The sequence below is a fragment of the Streptomyces sp. NBC_01431 genome (assembly GCF_036231355.1).
GTDB lineage: Bacteria > Actinomycetota > Actinomycetes > Streptomycetales > Streptomycetaceae > Streptomyces.
Genome location: NZ_CP109497.1, coordinates 452,651 through 471,103 on the forward strand (window position 1 = coordinate 452,651; position 18,453 = coordinate 471,103).

12 protein-coding genes are annotated in these 18,453 nt (G+C 70.6%); 3 read left to right on the forward strand and 9 right to left on the reverse strand.

Going from position 1 to position 18,453, the window contains the following annotated elements; all coding sequences use genetic code 11:
- The first annotated feature begins 217 nt into the window (after positions 1-217).
- From OG522_RS39475 to OG522_RS39490, 3 genes are all read left to right on the forward strand, one after another.
- Positions 218-2,875: an ABC transporter substrate-binding protein gene (locus OG522_RS39475; RefSeq protein ID WP_329468636.1), complete on the forward strand. Its 2,658-nt coding sequence runs from the start codon at positions 218-220 to the stop codon at positions 2,873-2,875.
- A 583-nt stretch (positions 2,876-3,458) separates the two neighbouring features.
- Positions 3,459-3,959 (forward strand): AzlC family ABC transporter permease, encoded by a 501-nt coding sequence (locus OG522_RS39485; protein ID WP_443074872.1) that lies wholly within the window; start codon positions 3,459-3,461, stop codon positions 3,957-3,959.
- A 382-nt stretch (positions 3,960-4,341) separates the two neighbouring features.
- A complete protein-coding gene (locus tag OG522_RS39490; RefSeq protein WP_329468284.1) occupies positions 4,342-7,392 on the forward strand; it encodes an AfsR/SARP family transcriptional regulator in 3,051 nt (1,016 codons plus the stop codon).
- On the opposite strand, the gene OG522_RS39495 is transcribed toward OG522_RS39490, so the two are convergent.
- The 9 genes from OG522_RS39495 to asnB form a co-directional block, all read right to left on the reverse strand.
- Complete coding sequence (locus OG522_RS39495) at positions 7,382-7,549, reverse strand: hypothetical protein (protein ID WP_329468285.1); 168 nt, start codon at positions 7,547-7,549, stop codon at positions 7,382-7,384. The genes OG522_RS39490 and OG522_RS39495 overlap by 11 nt on opposite strands.
- A 96-nt stretch (positions 7,550-7,645) precedes the next feature.
- Positions 7,646-8,722, reverse strand: coding sequence for a hypothetical protein (locus OG522_RS39500; protein WP_329468286.1), 1,077 nt, complete (start codon positions 8,720-8,722; stop codon positions 7,646-7,648).
- 75 nt (positions 8,723-8,797) lie between these two features.
- Positions 8,798-9,382, reverse strand: a complete 585-nt coding sequence (locus OG522_RS39505; RefSeq protein WP_329468287.1) for an NADPH-dependent FMN reductase — start codon at positions 9,380-9,382, stop codon at positions 8,798-8,800.
- Positions 9,367-10,362 carry a threonine ammonia-lyase gene (locus OG522_RS39510; RefSeq protein WP_329468288.1) on the reverse strand — a complete coding sequence of 332 codons (996 nt, stop codon included), beginning with the start codon at positions 10,360-10,362 and terminating at the stop codon, positions 9,367-9,369. Before OG522_RS39510 ends, OG522_RS39505 begins: the two co-directional genes overlap by 16 nt.
- Positions 10,349-11,614 (reverse strand): MFS transporter, encoded by a 1,266-nt coding sequence (locus OG522_RS39515; RefSeq protein WP_329468289.1) that lies wholly within the window; start codon positions 11,612-11,614, stop codon positions 10,349-10,351. Before OG522_RS39515 ends, OG522_RS39510 begins: the two co-directional genes overlap by 14 nt.
- Entirely contained in the window at positions 11,611-12,666 is a 1,056-nt protein-coding gene (locus tag OG522_RS39520) for a MupA/Atu3671 family FMN-dependent luciferase-like monooxygenase (protein ID WP_329468290.1), read from the reverse strand. The genes OG522_RS39515 and OG522_RS39520 overlap by 4 nt, the downstream gene beginning before the upstream one ends.
- Positions 12,667-12,706: 40 nt before the next feature.
- A complete protein-coding gene (locus OG522_RS39525) occupies positions 12,707-14,770 on the reverse strand; it encodes a hypothetical protein (protein ID WP_329468292.1) in 2,064 nt (687 codons plus the stop codon).
- Between the two features lie 12 nt (positions 14,771-14,782).
- Positions 14,783-16,567, reverse strand: a complete 1,785-nt coding sequence (locus tag OG522_RS39530; RefSeq protein ID WP_329468293.1) for a carbamoyltransferase family protein — start codon at positions 16,565-16,567, stop codon at positions 14,783-14,785.
- Positions 16,567-18,441: an asparagine synthase (glutamine-hydrolyzing) gene (gene asnB / locus OG522_RS39535; protein WP_329468294.1), complete on the reverse strand. Its 1,875-nt coding sequence runs from the start codon at positions 18,439-18,441 to the stop codon at positions 16,567-16,569. Before asnB ends, OG522_RS39530 begins: the two co-directional genes overlap by 1 nt.
- Positions 18,442-18,453: the final 12 nt, after the last annotated feature.

Sequence of the window (18,453 nt, forward strand, 5' to 3'; positions counted from 1 at the left end):
TGGAACGGGACACGGACCCTTCCTCCACGTGCAGGACCCGAAGGGATTCGCAATAGCCGTACGGGACTTCCTGGTTCGTCGACCGCTTCTGGCTCTCTGACGCGTACGTCATGACTTAGTGACAACGTGCAGCAACCCTGAGCGCGCTGGGTACGTTGTCCGCGAGCGTGGTCGGCGTGGCCTGAGGGGGCGTGGCGTGGAGATTGGCAGTGGCACGGTGCTCGGGGGCCGGTACAAGCTGGCGGAGCGGATCGGCGCTGGTGGCATGGGCGTCGTCTGGCAGGCCACCGACGCCCGGCTCGACCGGGCGGTCGCCGTGAAGCTGCTGAACATGCCCGCCGGCCTGACAGACCAGGAGCAGGAACGGTTCCTCGGGATGTTCATGCGGGAGGCCAGGGCCGCCGCAGCGCTGGAGAGCGCGTACATCGTGCCGGTCTTCGACCACAGCTCCGAGGACGACACCCCGTATCTGGTGATGCCGCTCCTCAAGGGGCGTACAGTACGTGAACTCATAGACGAAGATGGCCCGTTGGAGCCGACGCGCGCGGCGGACATTGCTGCCCAGGTGTGCCGTGCGCTCACGGTGGCGCACCGCGCGGGCATCGTGCACCGGGACATCAAACCGCCGAATGTGATCCTCACGAACGAGGGGACCGTGAAGGTCCTCGACTTCGGGGTCGCGAAGTTCACGGAGGCCACCGCCGGTGCCGGGTTCCTGACCAGGTCGTCCGACTCACCTATCGGCACGCTGCACTACATGGCACCCGAGCGGTTCACCCAGGGCGGGGACGTCAGCGCGGGCGATCTTTATTCGCTCGGCTGCATGCTGAATGAGATGCTGACCGGGCTCACCCCGTTCACGGGTGCTTCTGCCGCCGTACTGATGCACGGCCATGTATATGGGGAGCCCCGGCGACCGTCTGAACTGCGGCCCGACCTAGATGGAGCCTGGGATGAGTTGGTGCTGCAGCTCCTCGCCAAAGATCCGGCGGCACGGTCGGATGCGGCGTCCGTGGCGGGGAGGCTCAACGCGCTGGCCCGGGTGGCGGCACCTGTGTCCGAACCGGTCACCGCAGCCTTACCCGATCCCGCCCCTCCCACCTCGTATGTCATCGCCCCGACCCGAGAAGTCGCCCCCGCACCACGCCGGGCCCTGTGGGTGACAGCCGTTGCGGTACTGGCGGCAGGCGCGCTCACGGCTACGCTCCTCGCCCTCGCACCGTGGGAAGGATCCACCCACGGCGGCGATCGCGGGGGAACCACCGTCGCCCCCGCCGCACTGACCGAGACCCTCAGAGAGGGCACGGCCGATGACTCCAAGGGCCCGGCCCCGGCGGTGAAAGGGGCCAGGCGCGGGGGGACGATCACTGTCCTGGAGCCGCACCAGGTCAAGACGATTGACCCGGGCAACGCGGAGTACGGCGTCGACTCCAAATTGATGCAGCTCGCCTATCGCAGCCTCACTGGCCTGAAGACAGCGCCCGACGGCACCGTACGCGTCGTCGGTGATCTCGCCGACGACGCGGGGACGGCGAGCGACGGCAACCGCACCTGGACGTTCCACCTCAAATCCGGTGTGACCTACGACAACGGTGCCCCGGTGACCGCGAAGGACTTCGCCCACGCCGTGGAGCGCACCCTCGACCCGTCGTTCAACTACGGCTACGGACTGCTGCGTAGCTGGCTGCTCGGCCCAAAGGGCTCCGCACAAAAAGCCGGGGCCAAGCTGCCCGCGGGGGCGATCGACACCCCGGACGACCACACCGTCGTCTTCCATCCGGCCGCGGCCCGCGCCGATTTCAACGTCGCCCTGTCCGGTCCTGCCGGCGCTCCGATACCCACAGGCTGGGATGGGAAACCGGATACGTACGAGGCGGTTCCGACCACCGGGCCGTACCGGATCACGAGTTCGGCGGCCGCCAACAAGCAGGGCGAAATCACCCTGACCCGCAATACGCACTGGCAGCCCGCGAGCGATCCTCTGCGTACCGCATACCCGGACAAGTTCATGGTGGACAGCACCGTCGCACCCGGCTCCCTCGCCACCACCATGGAGAAGCTGGCGACGAAGCCCGTGATCACATTCAGCGGCGACCCCACGGTCACGAAGGACAGCACCGGGGCCGCGACCGCAGGGCTGCAGGTTCTCAAGAGCCCGGTGTTCTACGTGAGGTCCTATGTGATCAACACCAAGCGCGTACCGGATCTGGCGGTCCGTCGCGCCATTGCCCTGGCCATGCCCTCGAAGGATGTCCTGGCGACATTCGGCAAGCTCGGCACCATCACCCACCACCTGCTGCCACCGGGCGTCCCAGGCTCCATGGATTTCTACAAGTTCCCGGCCGGAGACAACGGCGATGCGGACGAGGCCCGTTCGCTCCTCGCCCAGGCGGGCAAGCTCGGCACGAAGCTGACGCTCACGGTCCCGGATGACAAGCCAGTCGAGGCAGACGAGGCGATGGTTGTTCAACGGGCGCTGACCGGGGCCGGGTTGACAGTCGCGATCCACGTCGCGGATGCCTCCACCTACTTCAGCAAGACCGACTCCTACGACCTCTTCCGCGCCGATCTCAAGGCCAGTCTGCCCATCGGCTCGACCGAACTGCCGGACAACTTCAGCAGCAACGGCCAGGCCCTCGGAATCCAGTTCTCAGACAAGGATGTCGACCAGGCCATCGACAAGGCCAATGCCGCCCCGGACCTGAAATCGGCGGCCCCTCTTTGGGCTGCCGTCGACCGCCAGGTGATGGGGCAAACGATGGCGGTCCCCGTCTTTGTGCCGATACGTCTCTATCCGGCCTCGAAGAGCGTGCACGGGCTGCAGACGGACCTGCGCGGCGTATCGGCCCTGAACGCCTACGTCACCGAAGGCTGAGCACCGGCAGACGGCGAACCCGATGCACCGGAGACGCACACCGCCTACCGGGCCATCGTGAACGCCTTCAACCAGTGCCCCGACCAGGATTTCCGAGCCCGCGGGCTGCACGAACTCCTCGGCATGCCCGCCGACGAGGGATCGTGCGCATGGGCACGGTGGAGTACGGGGCCAGGGCGGAAGACCTGAGCCACATGGACAAGTTGCCCTGGGGCAGCTACGCGGAGCCCGAGTACACCGGCCTCAACTGGTTCCCGCGCACCGTGCCCCCAGGCGCCCCGGCTTCGCGACCGCGGCCAGGAGGGCCCCGCACCGATACGACGTTCCGAGCAGGCCTACCGAGCGACGGCCACACATCGCAAGCTCAGGCACTCTGGCCCCGTCGACACAGCAGTACGGGAGGTGCCGAGTCCGCGGGCCTGTTTCGGCTGCCTCGCAGTGGGATGGCTGCAATGCCGACGGCTCGGCGGCCAGGGACGAGGTCATCTCCATCCCGGACGGGGTTGCTGGCGATCACCGAATGGCAACGCCAGAGTTCTATTGATCCGAAATTCAAAGGGTTCTATTCGAGGGTGTAGTGGAGGTGTGGTTCGCCGAAGTAGCCGCGGGCGATGTGTGGCTGACGTTGGCGGCGGTGGAAGAACCTGCGCGTCTAAGGGGCGAGTTGGGCCTGGTCGCGGGCTCGGCTGTGATGCGGCAGGCTCCGCTTCAGGTCAGCGTTCACCAGGGCGCCATGCAGTTCCTCTCCGTACCGTTGCTCGCGGCGGGCATTCCGCTGCTCCAGCTCGCTACGACAACGCTCGTGATCAACTTCCGGCATGTCTTCTACGGCCTCTCCTTCCCGCTGCGCGAACTGGGCGGCAAAGCGCGCCGTGCCTATGGGGTGTTCGCACTCACCGACGAGACCTACTCATTGGTCGTCGCGAAGGCGGGGGAATCCCTGTCGGGCCGCCGCATCCAGTTCATCCAACTCTTCAGCCATGCCTGGTGGATCATCGGATCCACCTGCTGTACGGAGCGGTGGCAGGGACGGTGGGAATCTTCGCGGAAGCAATGGGGGCTGTCGCGGTTGTGGGGGCCGTGACCCTCGCCCCGCGTGCCGCTCCCTTCGTGGTGCTGCGGCGGGTGTGTCGGCGCCTACGCTGGATCCGCGCTGGATCCGTGCTGGATCGCGTTCCGCAACCGGGGAGGGGACGCTGGTCATGGCGGAGTCGTCGGCGTACCGGTTCAACGTCTGATGGCTGAGAACGCACTATGCCGCTGAGCCGACATACGTGCAGATCAGAAGGGGTCCGACGCTTCGGTGCCGGGCCCTGGTGCGTGACCGGGGACGGGATGGTACGGGCGACAGGACGGCCGGGAGGCTCGTGATATTCGACCTGTGCCCATGCGGTGCCGTCGCTTATCATCCTCTGCGGCATGGTCATGACCTGGCCTTTTGCTGACACGAGAGGCTGCGAGAACATATGGCGAAGCAGGAGGGCGGGGGGCTGAGTTTCCATCTGCTCGGCCCCTTTGAAGCCTGGTCCGGCGATACGCGGCTGCGGTTGGGCGGGGCGATCCACGAGCGCGTTCTGTCGAGCCTGCTGTTGGAGACGGGCCGGACCGTTCCGGTTTCCCGGCTGGTTCAGGTGGCTTGGAATGACAGCCCGCCCGCGACGGCGGCCCACCAGGTGCGCAAGGCCGTAGCCGATCTTCGACGGCGGTTGCCGGGGGGAAGCGACCTCATCGTCACCCAGGGGCCGGGCTACCGGTCCACGGCGACCACCGCCGAGCTGGACTTCCTGGAGTTCGGCGAGCACGTCCACGAGGCGGCCCGCGCTGTCGCCGACGGGCGTCACTCGGACGGCCGCGCCGCACTGCGCACCGCGTTGTCGCTGTGGCGTGGCCGTGCCCTGTCGGGTTCGGGCAGCGATCTGCTGGAGTCGGTCGCCGCCGGACTGGAGGAGCGGCGGGTGGCCGCCGCCGAGCAGTACTTCGACCTCCGCCTGGCGGAGGGGGAAGCCGCGGCGCTCGTCGCCGACCTGCGCGACCTGATAGCCCAGCACCCGCTGCGAGAGCCGCTCCGCGGCAAATTGATGCTCGCCCTGTATCGCAGCGGCCGCTCGGCAGAAGCCCTAGACGAGTACCGCAAGGTCCGCGAACTCCTGGTGGAGGAGCTGGGCATAGATCCCGGTGCGCAGCTCAGCGGTCTGTACAAGGCGATCCTGCGGGAGGCGCCCGAACTGGGGCTCGACGCGGACGAGTCGTCCGCGGAGCCCCGCCGGACGCCGTCCGAGACGGTGCCGGACCGGACGCACTGCACCCTGCCGCACGACCTGCCCGACTTCACCGGCCGCCGCCACGAACTCGACGTGCTGCTGGCCGCCATGACGCACCGGGCGCGGTCGCGCGGCTCCCGGCGGATCGTGGCGCTCGACGGGATGGGGGGCAGCGGCAAGACGTCGTTGGCCGTTCATGCCGCGCACCAAGTGGCGGCCGAGTTCCCCGACGGCCAGCTGTACATCGATCTGCGGGGGTTCACACCCGGGGAGATGCCGGTCGCCCCCGGTGCCGCCCTGCACGGCTTGCTGCGTTCCCTTGGGGTGCCCGGCGAGCGCATACCGGAAGACCTGGACGGGCGGGCCGCGTTGTGGCGTGCCCAACTGAGGGGGCGCCGGATGCTGCTCCTGCTGGACAACGCGGCGGACGCGGTCCAGGTGCTGCCACTGCTTCCGGCCTCCTCGGCGTGCCTGGTCGTGGTCACCAGCCGGGCCCGACTGGTCGATCTCGACGGCGCGGAATGGCTGTCCATCGGACCCATGTCACTGGCGGACGGCACGCTGCTGGTGGAGCAGGTGCTCGGAGCCGTCCGGATCGGCGCCGAGCCGGACGCGGGCCGGGAGCTGGTGCGCATGTGCGGACAGCTCCCCCTCGCCCTGCGCATCGTGGCCGCCCGGCTGCGCAACCGGCCGCGGTGGACGCTGCAGTACCTGGTGGACCGGCTACAGGACGAGACGCGTCGCCTTGGCGAGCTGAGCGCGGGCGACCGCAGTGTCGCGGCCACCCTCCAGCTGTCGTTCCAGGCCATGGACGAGGAGCACCGCACGGCCTTCCGGCTGCTCGCCCTGCATCCCGGTACGGATGTCGACGTGTACGCGGCCGCGGCCCTGCTGGGCCTGGACGTGCACGCCACCGAGGCCACCCTGGAACGGCTGCTGGACGTGCATCTGCTCCAGCAGCCCGAGCTCGGGCTCTACCGGTTCCACGACCTGGTGCGCGATTTCGCACGCACGTTGAGTTGCCCGGCCACGGCACGGGAGGACCACGCGGCGGTCCGGTCGCTGCTCGGCTACTACGTCACGGTGACGGAGGCCGCTTGCGGCGTGCTGTTCCCCGGCCGCAAGGCCAGTGCTGCGGCCATCGCCCCGTATGACGGCGCGCTGCCGCCGCTCGGCACGATGTCCGGGGCCGCCGGCTGGTTCGACCAGGAGCAGGACGGCCTCATCGCGGCCGTGCACCTCGCCGACCGGGAGGGCCTCGACCGCGAGGCGGCCTGCCTGACCAGGAACGTCGTGTTCCGGCTCAACTCCCTCGGCAGATTCAACGAGTTCCGCGACATCAGCCGGGTCGCGGTGGCCGCAGCCAGGCGCGCCGACGATCTGCCGCTGCTCGGGGTGAGCCTGTCCAGTCTCGGAGTCGTCTGCTGGAAGCTGGGCCATCTCGACGAGGGGGTGGAGGCCGCGCAGGAGGGGCGTGACGTCGCCGCGGAACTGGGCGACCGGCGCACCGAGTCGCACGCCGAGTCCACCCTCGGGCTGCTGCTGACCGTGCTCGGCCGGCACACCGAGGCCCTTCCGCGTCTGGAGCGCGCACTCGACCTCGAACGGTCGCTGGACGCACCGCAGGCCGAGGTCGAGAGCCTGAGCAACCTCAGCACCCTGTACATGCAGTGGGGGCGTTATGAGGAGGCTGCGGCGGCGGCCCGGCAGGCGCTGGAGATCCACCGCACGCTGGACTACCGCGACAACCACGTGATGGTCCTGACCGATCTGGCCTTCGCCCTCACCGGGCTGGGTGCGGTCGAGGAGGCCCACGAGCACCTGGCTCGGGCGCGAACTTTGTGCGACGTGTCCAGCCCGCCCGCCGACGTGGCGCTGGTGCTCGCCCTGTCCGCGGACATCGGCGAGCGTCTGGGCCGACACGCCGTGGTGAAAGGCCTCGCCGAGCGGGCCCTGGCCCTGGCCGGGGCGGGCGCGAGCCCCACGCGCCAGGCGAAGACCGAGAACCTGCTCGGCCGGCTGCACCTGCGCCGAGGGGACGTCGGGCGGGCGCTCTCGCTGCATCTGCACGCGTACGAGATCGCCGCCGCGATGCCCTACCGGGCCGAGCAGGCGCATGCGCTGTTCGGCCTGGCGGCGGTGCGGACGGCCATGGGCGACGACAAGGCGGCGCACCAGCTGCGAGCCCAGGCGGACGAGCTCCTGCGCTCGATGGACGTGCGGGTCCGCTCGGCGGCCTGGTGCCTCAGTGGCTGATGACGGCGGGACCCTGGTGGTCAGCGAGCACCTGCTGGGGTGCGTGTGCGTGTGCGTGTACCTGGGCCTGGCCGGTGTGTGCCGCGGCCACGCCGACGCCCAGAGCCAGGACGGCCGCCGTGAAGAGGCCCGTGGTCTTGGTGAAAATGCCCCGCATATTCTCGTATCCCCCGTGTTGGTGGTGCCGTTCCGCTGACCCCACCGACATTCCTCGTCGTCGTTCCTGAACCGTTCCCATCCCGTTCCCGGCGGCTCACCGACCGGGCAGGGACAGCGCCGCCCACCGTTCCCGCACCGCCGCGAGGCGGTGAGCGACGGTGAGCGGCGCATCGGCCTGGACGATAGCTTCTATCCGGATGCCGCTGTGTGCCCCGCCCACGACCCGGACATCGCGGACATCCGCCATCGCCCGCAGGACATCCAGGTCCGCGGCGTGCGGCAGCGCCATGGCCGGGCAGTCGAGGCGGGCGAGCGCGGCGTACCGGGCGGGCTCCCGCCGTGGCTGCGGGCGGCCGGCCAAGCGGGCCAGGATCTCCGTCTCCGCGGGACGTTCGGTGGCGGCCTGGGTGAGACGCGCGACCGCGTCGGCCGCCGACGGCAGGTGCACCGCGGCCACCCGGGGGCCGTCCCCGGTCAGGACCACGTCGGTGCGCATCAGGCCCTCCTCGTGGCCGACGAGGTCCAGCAGGGCACGGACGACTGACCGCACGGCGGCGGCGTCCCGCGAGGGGAGGGGTGCTGCCGGGTACAGGAGGTCCACTCCCGCCGGCGTGGCACCCCGGCCGCCGGTCATGCCGACGATGTGATGCATGCCCGCGCGGCTGACGCTGTCCACGATCAGGCACGGGCCCACCAGGAGTTCCTCGATGACACACGACACCGGGGGCGTGCCGGCCGCCCAGCGGGCCAGGCCTTCCGAGCCCCGGACGATGTCGGACCGTTGCCCATCGACGGTCTTGACGACTCGGGGCGGGACGAGGTGCTCCAGCCAGGCCCGGGCGATGTCCGGCGACGGGACCGTCACCGCCTCGACACGGGAGACACCGCTCTGGTTGAGGATCCGCCGCAGAGCCGCGGGATCTCTCAGCCGACCCAGGACCTGCGCGCGGGCCGGGAACACCCGGTCCGAGGCCCGCTGCGCGGCCCGCCACAGCACCGGTGAGCGGCCGAAGTACAGGATGTGCGCGACCCGGTGCGCACGGGCGGCGGCCGCCAACTGCTCCGCGTGGACGGCTGCGGACGCCCACGCCTCGAAGCCCAGCTCCGCCGCCGCGTGCAGAACGCGCGGCTCGGGCCTGACCAGCAGGATCCGGTGCGCGTTCTCGTTCACTGGCTCACCTCGTGTCCGTCCAACCGATGTGCGCGGGCGCCCGCCGCAGCAGGGCGCGTCAGCGTAGTGACGCGCTCAGTGCCCGGCAAGGGACCCGGTGAACGCCGCCCGGGCGGCGAACTCGACGATCTGCCCCGCCATGGCGACGAGTTGGCCCTGGATGCGTGGATCGCCGCACACCCCGGCCTCGAAGGGGACCGCGGCGCTGTTCACCGCCACCCCGAGGGGGGTGGGCCAGCCGCGCAGGGCGTGGGTGATGTCCCGCAGGGCCGCCATCGTGGACAGGGCACCCTGCCAGCCGTGGCCGACCGCCACGCAACCGACGGCACGCCCACTGAGATAGGGGCGGTCGGCGTCGCTCAGGTCCTCCAGGTGGTCCAAGGCGTTCTTCACGAGGCCGGACACGCTGCCGTGGTAGGCGGGGCTGGCCAGCACCACGCCGTCCGCGCGGAGCACCTCCTGGATCAGCCGACGGGCCGCGGGTGAGCGCACGGGGCGCGCCGGGTCGTACAGCGGGAGATCGAGATCCGGTCCGCCGAGCAGGGTGGTCTCGGCGCCGAGCCGAGCCGCCTCGGCCAGCACTACCCGCAGCGCCTGCTCGGCGGTCGAACCGGCCCGGGGCGAGCCGCCGATCCCCACGATCCTCACTGTGCTGGACATGGCACCGCCCACGCCTCCCGGCCGTCCACGTGGGGGGCTACGATCCGTCGGAACTCCTCGCTGGCCACGTTTCCTCCCGACAGCACGACGCCGATGCGCAGTCCCCGCGAGTCCGTCCGGCGCGCCAGCACCCCGGCCAGGGCGACGGCGCCGGTCGGCTCCGCCATGAGCCGGCCGTGGGTCCACAACGCGCCCATGGCGGCGGCGATCTCGTCGTCCGAGACGGTCTCGATCCGGTCCACCAGCTTCCGGTTGACTTCGAAGGTGAACTGGCCGGGGCTCTGGTGGCGCAGCCCGTCGGCCAGGGTGGTGGGCGCCGGCACGCGTACCCGGTGCCCCGCCCGCAACGACCGCGCGGTGTCGTCCCCTTCGACGGGTTCCACCCCGATCACCTCGATGCCGGGGCACAGGGCCTTGGCGACGGTGGCGCAGCCGGCCGCGAGCCCGCCCCCGCCGACCGGCACGACCAGTTGGTCCAGCGCACCGGTCTCGGCCAGCAGTTCCAGGGCGACGGTTCCGTGCCCCGCCGCGACCACCGGGTCGTCGGACGACGGCAGCACCGCCAGGCCCTCCTGCGCGGCGATCCGCGCCGTGATGGCGTCACGGTCGTCGCGCACCGGGTCGTAGGTGACGATCCGGGCGCCGCGACGCGCGACCGCCTCCAGCTTGACGTCGGGCGCGTCCCGCGGCAGGACGAGGACCGCCGGGACCGTGAGCATCTGCGCCAGCAGCGCGACCGCCTGGCCGTGGTTGCCGGAGGACGCCGCGACGACACCACGGCCGCGGGTCTCTGGCGGCAGTGAGAGCAGTTTGTTCAGCGCGCCCCGGATCTTGAACGCGCCGGTGAGCTGGTGGAGTTCGGCCTTGAGGTGGAGGGTGGCGCCGAGCCGGGCGTCCAGCTCGGGCAGGCGCAGTACGGGCGTGCGCACGACACGGCCGGCGATCCGGTCGGCGGCGCGGCGCACGTCATCGATTAGCATGGGCCAACTCCTTCGCCGGTTCCGGACCGCGCAGCAGCAGCCACGGCAGGGCGCCCGCGACGGCCACCGCGCCGCCCACCAGCCACCAGACCGGCGCCCCGGAGTGGAGCAGGGCGGTGCCGAGCAGGACCGGGCCCACCAGGTCCTGGCCCACCCGGCCGAGGTTGTAGAAGGACAGGTACCTGCCGCGGGCCTGCGGCGGGGCCAGGGAGAACGACAGCGGGGTGCTCGCGATGTGCAGGCACTCGCCGGCCGTGTGCGCCAGCATCGCCACCACCAGGACGGCCAGCGCGGCGAGCGCCGAGGTGGCGGTGCCCGAGGCCGCGTAGGCCACACAGGCCGCGAGTACGGCGACCCCGGCGAGGGCGGAGGCCCGGGAGGCCGCGTGGTAGCTGGAGAAGAGGCGGTTGACCGGGACCTGGCAGGCCATGGCCAGCACGCCGTTGAGGGCGAGCAGTGTGGTGAGCGCCCAGCGGGGTGCCGCGGTGTGCTCCGTGACCCACAGCGGCAGGACCACGGTGAGCAGCGTGTTGTGCAGCAGCAGCACCGCGTTGACGACGGTGATCATCAGATACGGGGCGCTCCGCAGCGGCGAGCGGATCGTGGTGGCGACGGCCTCGCCGGGCGAGGCCGCGGCGGCTCCGGTGGTCCTGGACGTGTTCGGCATACGCGTCAGGACCGCGGCGGCGACGAGGAACGTCACGGCGTTGACCGCGACACACACCATGTACAGGGCGGGGGAGTTGAACATGACCGGCACCGTCGCGGCGAGCGATCCCAGCACGATGGCGCCGTTGCGCACGGAGAAGACGGTGCCCAGGATCGTCGCCCGTTCCTTCTCGCCGAACAGGCTGCCCATCAGGCTCTGGTTGATGGGCGAGCTGGCCCGGTCGACGGTGGTGACCACACAACTGAGCACGAGGAACGCCCAGTAGGGCTCGGCGAGCAGGTACAGGGTGTATCCGACGGCGCGGGCCACGAAGACGACGATGAGGGTGGACCGCGCCCCGTAGCGGTCGGCGAGGCGGCCCAGGTGCATGCTGAACAGCAGCGCGCAGATGCTGCCGGCGGAGATGCCGATGCCCACCGCGGCGAACGAGAAGTGGCGTACCTGCGTAAAGAACAGCATGGACGTGGCGCTGTACATGCCGGTGCCGAACGAGTCGACACCGGCCGTCAGGAGCAGCAGCCGTGTCTCGCGCCGCCTGAGCATCAGGGCGGCGGCGAGCCTGCTCCACAGGGAGGCGCTCATGCGTACCTGCCCGCCAGCACGGTCAGCGGGGCGATGCCCGCCAGCATGTCCTGGGCGGACAGACCGAAGTCGACCAGGCAGGCGATGTCGTCGACACCGGCCTCGGCGAAGCGGTTGACGGTCGCCGCGCAGGTGTCCGGGGAGCCGATCAGGGAGCCCTGGTGCAGATAGCGCTCGTACGTGACGTCGAGAAGTTCCTCGATGAGGTCCTCGGGTATCTCCTCGTCGGGCAGGGACAGACCGCCGCTGATGGTGCCGCCACCGCCGGCCGCCTGCCGCTCCAGGCCGACCGCCGACCGCAGGTAGGCGCGGAACGGATCGCGGGTGCGGGCCACGGCCGCGTCGGGGTCCGCGTCGAGATGGGTGTGGAGCATCAGCGAGACGACGCCGTCCTCGGGGCGGTGCCCGTGCTCGGCCCTCGCCTTGCGGTACAGACCGATCTTCCCGGCCAGTTCCTCGATGTCCTGGCCGATGAGGTGGGTGAGGATGTTGGTTCCGCGGGCGCCCGCCTCGACGAAGGTGTCGGGGTTGCCGGACGAGGTGAGCCAGACCGGCAGCTGTTCCTGGACCGGGCGGGGGTGCAGCCGGACCTCGGTGGGCCGGTCGGCGCCGTTGGGCAGGGTGACGGGGTCGCCCTGCCACAACGTACGTACGGTTTCGAGCTGTTGCAGCATGACCTCGCGCCGGGTGGCGTAGTGCTGCGGGTTGAGCACGAAGTCGTTGGTGTTCCAGCCCGCCCCGAAGGAGACGGCAGCCCGGCCGCCCGACAGGTTGTCGACCATCGACCATTCCTCGGCGATCCGCACGGTCTGGTGCAGCGGCGAGATGAGGCTGCCGGCCCGCAGCTGGATGCGGGAGGTCGCGGCCGCCAGGGCGGCGCTGGTGATCGCGGGGTTGGCGAAGACACCGCCGAAGGCGTCGAAGTGCCGCTCGGGGGTCCACACCGCGTCCAGGCCGCCTCCGTCGGCGAGGCGGGCGGCGGCCAGCATGGTGGCGTAGGTCTCCTGGGCATCGCCCGTTGCGGAGGAGAAGAACATGATGCCGAAGCGCATGGGGTTCCGATTCGTTTCGAAGGGTGCGGGCGTCACCGGGTCAGCCGCGGGCGGCGGACAGCGGCCGGGCCGTGCAGGCGTACACGTGCCCATATGCCGGGAAGCTCGCGGGCGTCGTACCGCGCTCCAGGGTGGCGGCCGCGTCCTCGATGAGCCGGTCGCCGTCGACGGCGCGCAGCGGCCAGCTGATGGCGATCACGTTGCGGCCGCGGCGCAGCAGTTCGGCAGGCACCGCCAGGTCGCTGTTCTGCCAGCCGATGCCCAGGCGCCGGGGCTCCAGGGCCGTGCCGTTGACCGCGATGCCGACGGTGTCCGTCTCGGACTCCCCGGCGGGCAGCCGCCAGGTGAGCGACAGCGCGGTGTCGGCGGGCTCGTCGACGACGAGGTGGAACTCGCTGGTCAGGTCGGCCGCACGGAGATAGGCGGTAGGTGTCCCGACGCCGGTGCCCATGCGCTCACGGAAGGTGGCGGCCTGCGCCGCGTCCGTCAGCAGGTCGGTCTCGGTACGTGCCTGTTCGGCGATGAGGAGGTCCTCGTAGCGCTTGGCCGTGGGGATGCCGACGTCCTCAAGTGCCTGAACGATGGCCTCGCGCAGGTCGTGGTCGGCGAGCTTGCCGGTCAGACGGGTGTCCGAGACCACGAGGTAGCGGGCGAGTTCGGGGGTCCGTGCGGACTGCTCGAAGCTGGCGCACATCCAGTGCGGTGCGCTGCGGGTCTGGTAGTCGAGGTAGTTCTCCATATGGGCCGAGACCCCCGCGTCCAGGGCGAGGGCACGGTCCAGGTGGTGGCGCAGCACGTGCACGGGCTGCCCGTAGTGGGAGTTGTGCACCGCGGCCAGGAAGTGGGCGACCGCGAGGGTGGCGGGCGCGGGCCGGGTCAGCGCGGGCAGCAGGTCATCGGCGGTGACGGCTGGGGCGCCCAGCTGGTCGGCGAGCCGGGTGGCGGCGGACGCGGCGGTCAGGGCGAGGCCCTCGTAGCTGAGGTGGCAGTAGTCCATGAAGAAGCGCCGGCCCGGGGTGCGGTCGGCGTCGGCCGTGCGCAGCAGCTTGGGCAGGTCCACCACGAGGAACCCGTGCTCGGCCGCCTTGCGCCGCATCTCGTCCTGGACCACGGACAGGACCCGTGGCGAGTGGATGGTGAAGGGTGACACGACGGTGTCCTTGGCCGTTTCCAGGGCCCGCTCGGCGTCCCCGGGGCTCTGTCCGGCCAGTGCGTCGGCGAGCAGCCGCGAGCCGACGTGGCTGGAGCCGCCGTCCAGGCTCAGCATCTGCCGGGCGGCCTCGGCGCACTGCTCGTGTTCGCCGCGTGCCAGGTGCGTCCGTGCTTGCTCGCGCAGTTCCAGCCAGGTACGGGAGTCCCGGGCGGGCAGCACCGGACAGACCAGGGACCGCTCGTCCTGCCAGTCGGCGAGGTTGAACTCGGGGACGACCAGGGTGACCGGGGTGTTGGTGGTGCGGGCGGCGGCGGCCAGGGCGTCCAGGGTGCGGGCCGCCTGGTCGACGACCAGCTCGTGGAAGAGGGCGCGGGCCGCACCGAAGCCGCCGGTGCGCAGTTCCCCGGCGAGCAACTGCAACTGATCCGGCGTCAGTTCGAGGTTGTGCCAGTTGTTGCCGGCGAACACGACCAGGGCGTCCGGAGCGAGGGCCGAGGCCTGCCGTGCGGCTGCCTCCAGGTCGAGGTGGGTGGCGTTGGTGCGGGCGAGGTCGACGACGTCGACATCGGCGAGACCGGATATCCGGCCCAGGGCTTCGCCGAGGAGGGTGGCCAGATTGTGGGAAGGGTCGAAGAAGTAGCCGCGGGCTGCGGACTCGCCCAGCAGGACGACGCGGCGCCGGTCCGCGGGCAGCGGGACGTCGTCCTGGTCGGCCCAGTAGCGCCACTCGTCACGGCGGTCCGGGTCGCGGACGAGTCCGGTGTCCGTGCGGCGCCACACGCCCACGGTGTCGTCGGCGGCCGGCGTGCCCGGACCGTCGGCCCCGGCGGGCTCGGCGCCGCTGACGCGCTGCAGTTTCTGCAGTATGGCGAGCGTGGCGGCGCCGTCCGCCGAGGACAGCAGCTCGCTCAGGCGCCGGGTGTAGGTGCGGTTCAGGTCGTGGGTGTTCATGGATGCCCCGAACTAGAGAAGGGTGTAGACGGAGTCGCTGACGGCCGAGGTGCGCGGCGGGCGGGTTCCTTCGAACCAGGTCCGCCACGCGGCTGGCAGGGCGGCGCGGTCGATCACGAAGTCCTCGATCACGAGGCAGTCGATGGACGAGCGCAGGAAGCACAGCAGCGCGTCCTCGGGTGTGCGCACGATGGGCTCGCCCCGCAGGTTGAACGAGGTGTTGAGCACGATGGGGCAGTCGGTGCGCTCCTCGAAGGCCCGGATGAGGCGGTAGAAGCGACCGTTGTCCTCCTCGGTCACCGTCTGCACGCGGGCGGAGCGGTCCACGTGGGTGATGGCCGGCAGGTCGAGCGGCGAGGTCACCTCGCAGGTCTCCAGCATGAACGGGGAGGGGTGGTCGAGCCCGAAGTGCTCCGTGGCCTTCTCGGCGAGCACCGCGGGAGCGAAGGGGCGGAACGCCTCCCGCATCTTGACCGACGCGTTGATGCGGTCACGCATGTCGGCGCCGCGCGGGTCGGCGAGGATGGAGCGGCCGCCCAGAGCGCGGGGGCCGAACTCCATGCGGCCGTGGTACCACCCGATGACCTTGCCCTCGGCCAACCGGTCGGCGACGGCTGCCAGCAAGTCCTCCTCGCGGTCCCGGAAGTCGAGGAAGTCCCGCGTCCCGGCAGCCTTGAGTGTGCGGGCCACCTCGTCGGCGGGGGTGGCCGGGCCCAGCAGGGCCGATCGCATGCGCCGTGCCGCGATGCGCCGGCCGGTGAGGCGCTGGTGCGCGACGGCTGCCGCGCCGAGGCTGCCGCCCGCGTCGCCGGCCGCCGGCTGGACGAACACGTGCTTGAAGGGGCCCTCCTCGACCACCCGGCGGGTGGCCACCACGTTCAGGGCGACGCCGCCGGCCATGCACAGGTTGTCGCTGGGCACGAGCCGCTTGGCCCGGTCGGCCAGCGCGAGCAGGGTCTCCTCGGTCACCAGCTGGAGGCTGCGGGCCAGGTCGCAGTGGATCTGCTCGATCTCGGACTCGGGCACGCGCGGCGGGATGCCGAGCAGCTCCGTGAGCTTCTCGGTGCCCATGCCCTGCGGATTGCGGAAGTCGAAGTAGGACAGGTCGAGTTCGAAGGTGCCGTCGGGGGCGACGCTGATGAGCTTGCGCACGCGGTCTGCGAAGCGGGGCGTGCCGTACGGCGCGAGGCCCATCACCTTGTACTCGCCCTCGTTCACCTCGAAGCCGAGGTGGCCCGTGATGGTGCTGTAGAGCAGGCCGAGGGAGTGCGGGAAGCGGGTCTCGCCGACGAGTTCGAGATGGTCTCCGTCGCCGCGGCCCCAGGTGGTGGTGGCCCATTCCCCGACGGCGTCCACGGTCAGCACGGCACTGTCGGCGAAGCCGGAGAAGTAGTAGGCGCTGGCGGCGTGGGAGAGGTGGTGGTCGACGATCTCCACGCGCCCGTCGAAGCCGAGGGCCTCGCGGATGTCACGGCGCGGCCGGTCGGCGTCCAGGCGGAACAGCGCGTCGGGGCGGTTGTCGGGCATCTGGGGCAGGCCCATCCACAGCTGCCGGTCGAGCTTCTTGACCGGGTCCTCGTAGTAGGCGACGCAGTCGACGTCCGCGAGGGTGAGACCGGCCTCGCGCAGGGTGTGGCGCAGCGCCTCGCGGGGGATGCGCGGGTCCTGCTTGACGCGGGTGAAGCGTTCCTCGTGGGCGGCACCGGCCAGTTCGCCGCCGACGAGCACCGCGACGGCGGAGTCGTGGAAGTGTGCGGAGATGCCGACGACTACCGGGCCTTCGGTGTGCTTCTTCATCAGTTCCCCCGCCGCGGCAGCTCGTACTCGTCGAGGAGTAGATTGAATGTGATGACCGTCATGAGTAGATCCTTCTCGAATGGGACGTTGATCCTGAATCCCGGCTCGGAGTACCGCGCGGTGAGCCGGGAGACCTCGTCGGCGTCGAAGTAGCCGTCGGCGCGGATCCGTTCGGGGTCGATCAGCGACGTGATGCGTTCGTCGCGCTGGCGCAGCAGGTAGGGGCTGCCGGGCGCGGTGAAGCCGAACTTCTCGCGGTCGACGATCTCTTGCGGGATCCAGTTCCGCGCGACCTGCTTGAGGAGGTACTTCTCCTCCAGGCCGCGGACCTTGAGGTCGGTCGGGACGGTGGTGAGGAACTCCACCAGCTCGCGGTCGAGGAACGGGTGCCGGGACTCCACGGAGTTGGCGAAGGCCATCCGGTCGCCGTGGTCGCCCAGCAGGTGGTCGGCGAGCCGCACCTTGAGGTCGATGTAGGAGCGGCGGTGCAGCGGATGCAGTCCGACGAGGCGCTCGCGGTCGAGCAGGGGGTGTTCCAGGCAGTCGATGTCGGGGTGGTCCGCCAGCAGGCCGGGTGCGTACAGGCGGCGCTTGGTGGTGCGGAAGGCGACGTCGTCGCCCTCGTAGAAGAAGTTCTCGTCGCCCCACACCCTGGCCCGCAGCTCCGCCTCGCGCAGGGAGTCGCCGTCGAAGCCGGCCTTCTGGCCGGCCCGCACCTGGTCGAAGCGGTAGCCGATGTAACCGCCGAAGAACTCGTCGGCGCCCTGACCGGTGAGCACCACCCGCATGCCGAGCTCGTTGACGCTCTCCGACAGGGCCATCGCCGCGGCATCGAAGGACTCCTTGAGAGGGCACTCGGTGTGCCGGATCACGTCCGGGAGGCGTTCGCTGATCTCGTCACCGTGGATGAAGCGCTCGTGGTGATCCGTCCGCAGGAAGCGGCTCATGGTCCGCTGGTGGCCGGCCTCCGACAACTCCCGCTCGGGGAAGGCCGCGGAGAACGACAGGATCTCCTCCTGCGGCATCAGGCGCCGCATGATGGCACCGACCAGGGAGGAGTCGAGGCCGCCGCTGAGGTAGAGGCCGACGCCGACGTCGGACTGCAGCCGCTTCTCCACCGAGGCGACGAGCAACTCCTCCAGGCGCTGGGCGTAGTAGGTGTCGCTGTGCCGTTCCACCTCCTCGTCCGCGCGCGGATAGACCAGGTCCCAGTACTGCCTCTCGCGCGGCTCCTCGCCCAGCCGGTGGACGACCATGGTGCCGGGCGGGACGCTGCGCACCCCGCGGAACATGGTGCGGGGGCTGACCAGACCGGGCAGGGTGAAGACCTGGTCGAGGCCGACGGGGTCCACGGCGCGCACGACAGAGGGGTGTTCGAGGATCGCCTTGATCTCCGAGCCGAAGACCAGAGTGCCGCCGGTGTACGTGTAGAAGAGCGGCGTCACACCGAAGTGGTCGCGCGCGCCGACGAACAGGCGCTCACGGCGGTCGTAGAGGACCACGGCGAACTGGCCGTCGAGGTGCGTGACGAAGTCGGGACCGTACTCCTCGTACAGGTGCGGCACGACCTCGGTGTCGCAGGAGCTCTTGAACACGTGCCCCTTCGCCGTGAGGCGGGCGCGTAGTTCGCGCTGGTTGTAGATCTCCCCGGTGGTCATCGCGACGACGCGGCCGTCCTCGCTGTACATCGGCTGCTGGCCGCCGCCGAGGTCGTTGATGGCGAGGCGCGCGAACCCGAAGGCGATGCCGGGCTCCACGTGCGTGCCGAAGGAGTCCGGACCGCGGTGCCGGATCGGGCGGTGCATGGACCGGAGCCGTTCTTCGAGCACGGGTGAGGGTTCTCCCCCGCCGACGAATCCGAAAAGGCCGCACATCTGCGAACCTCA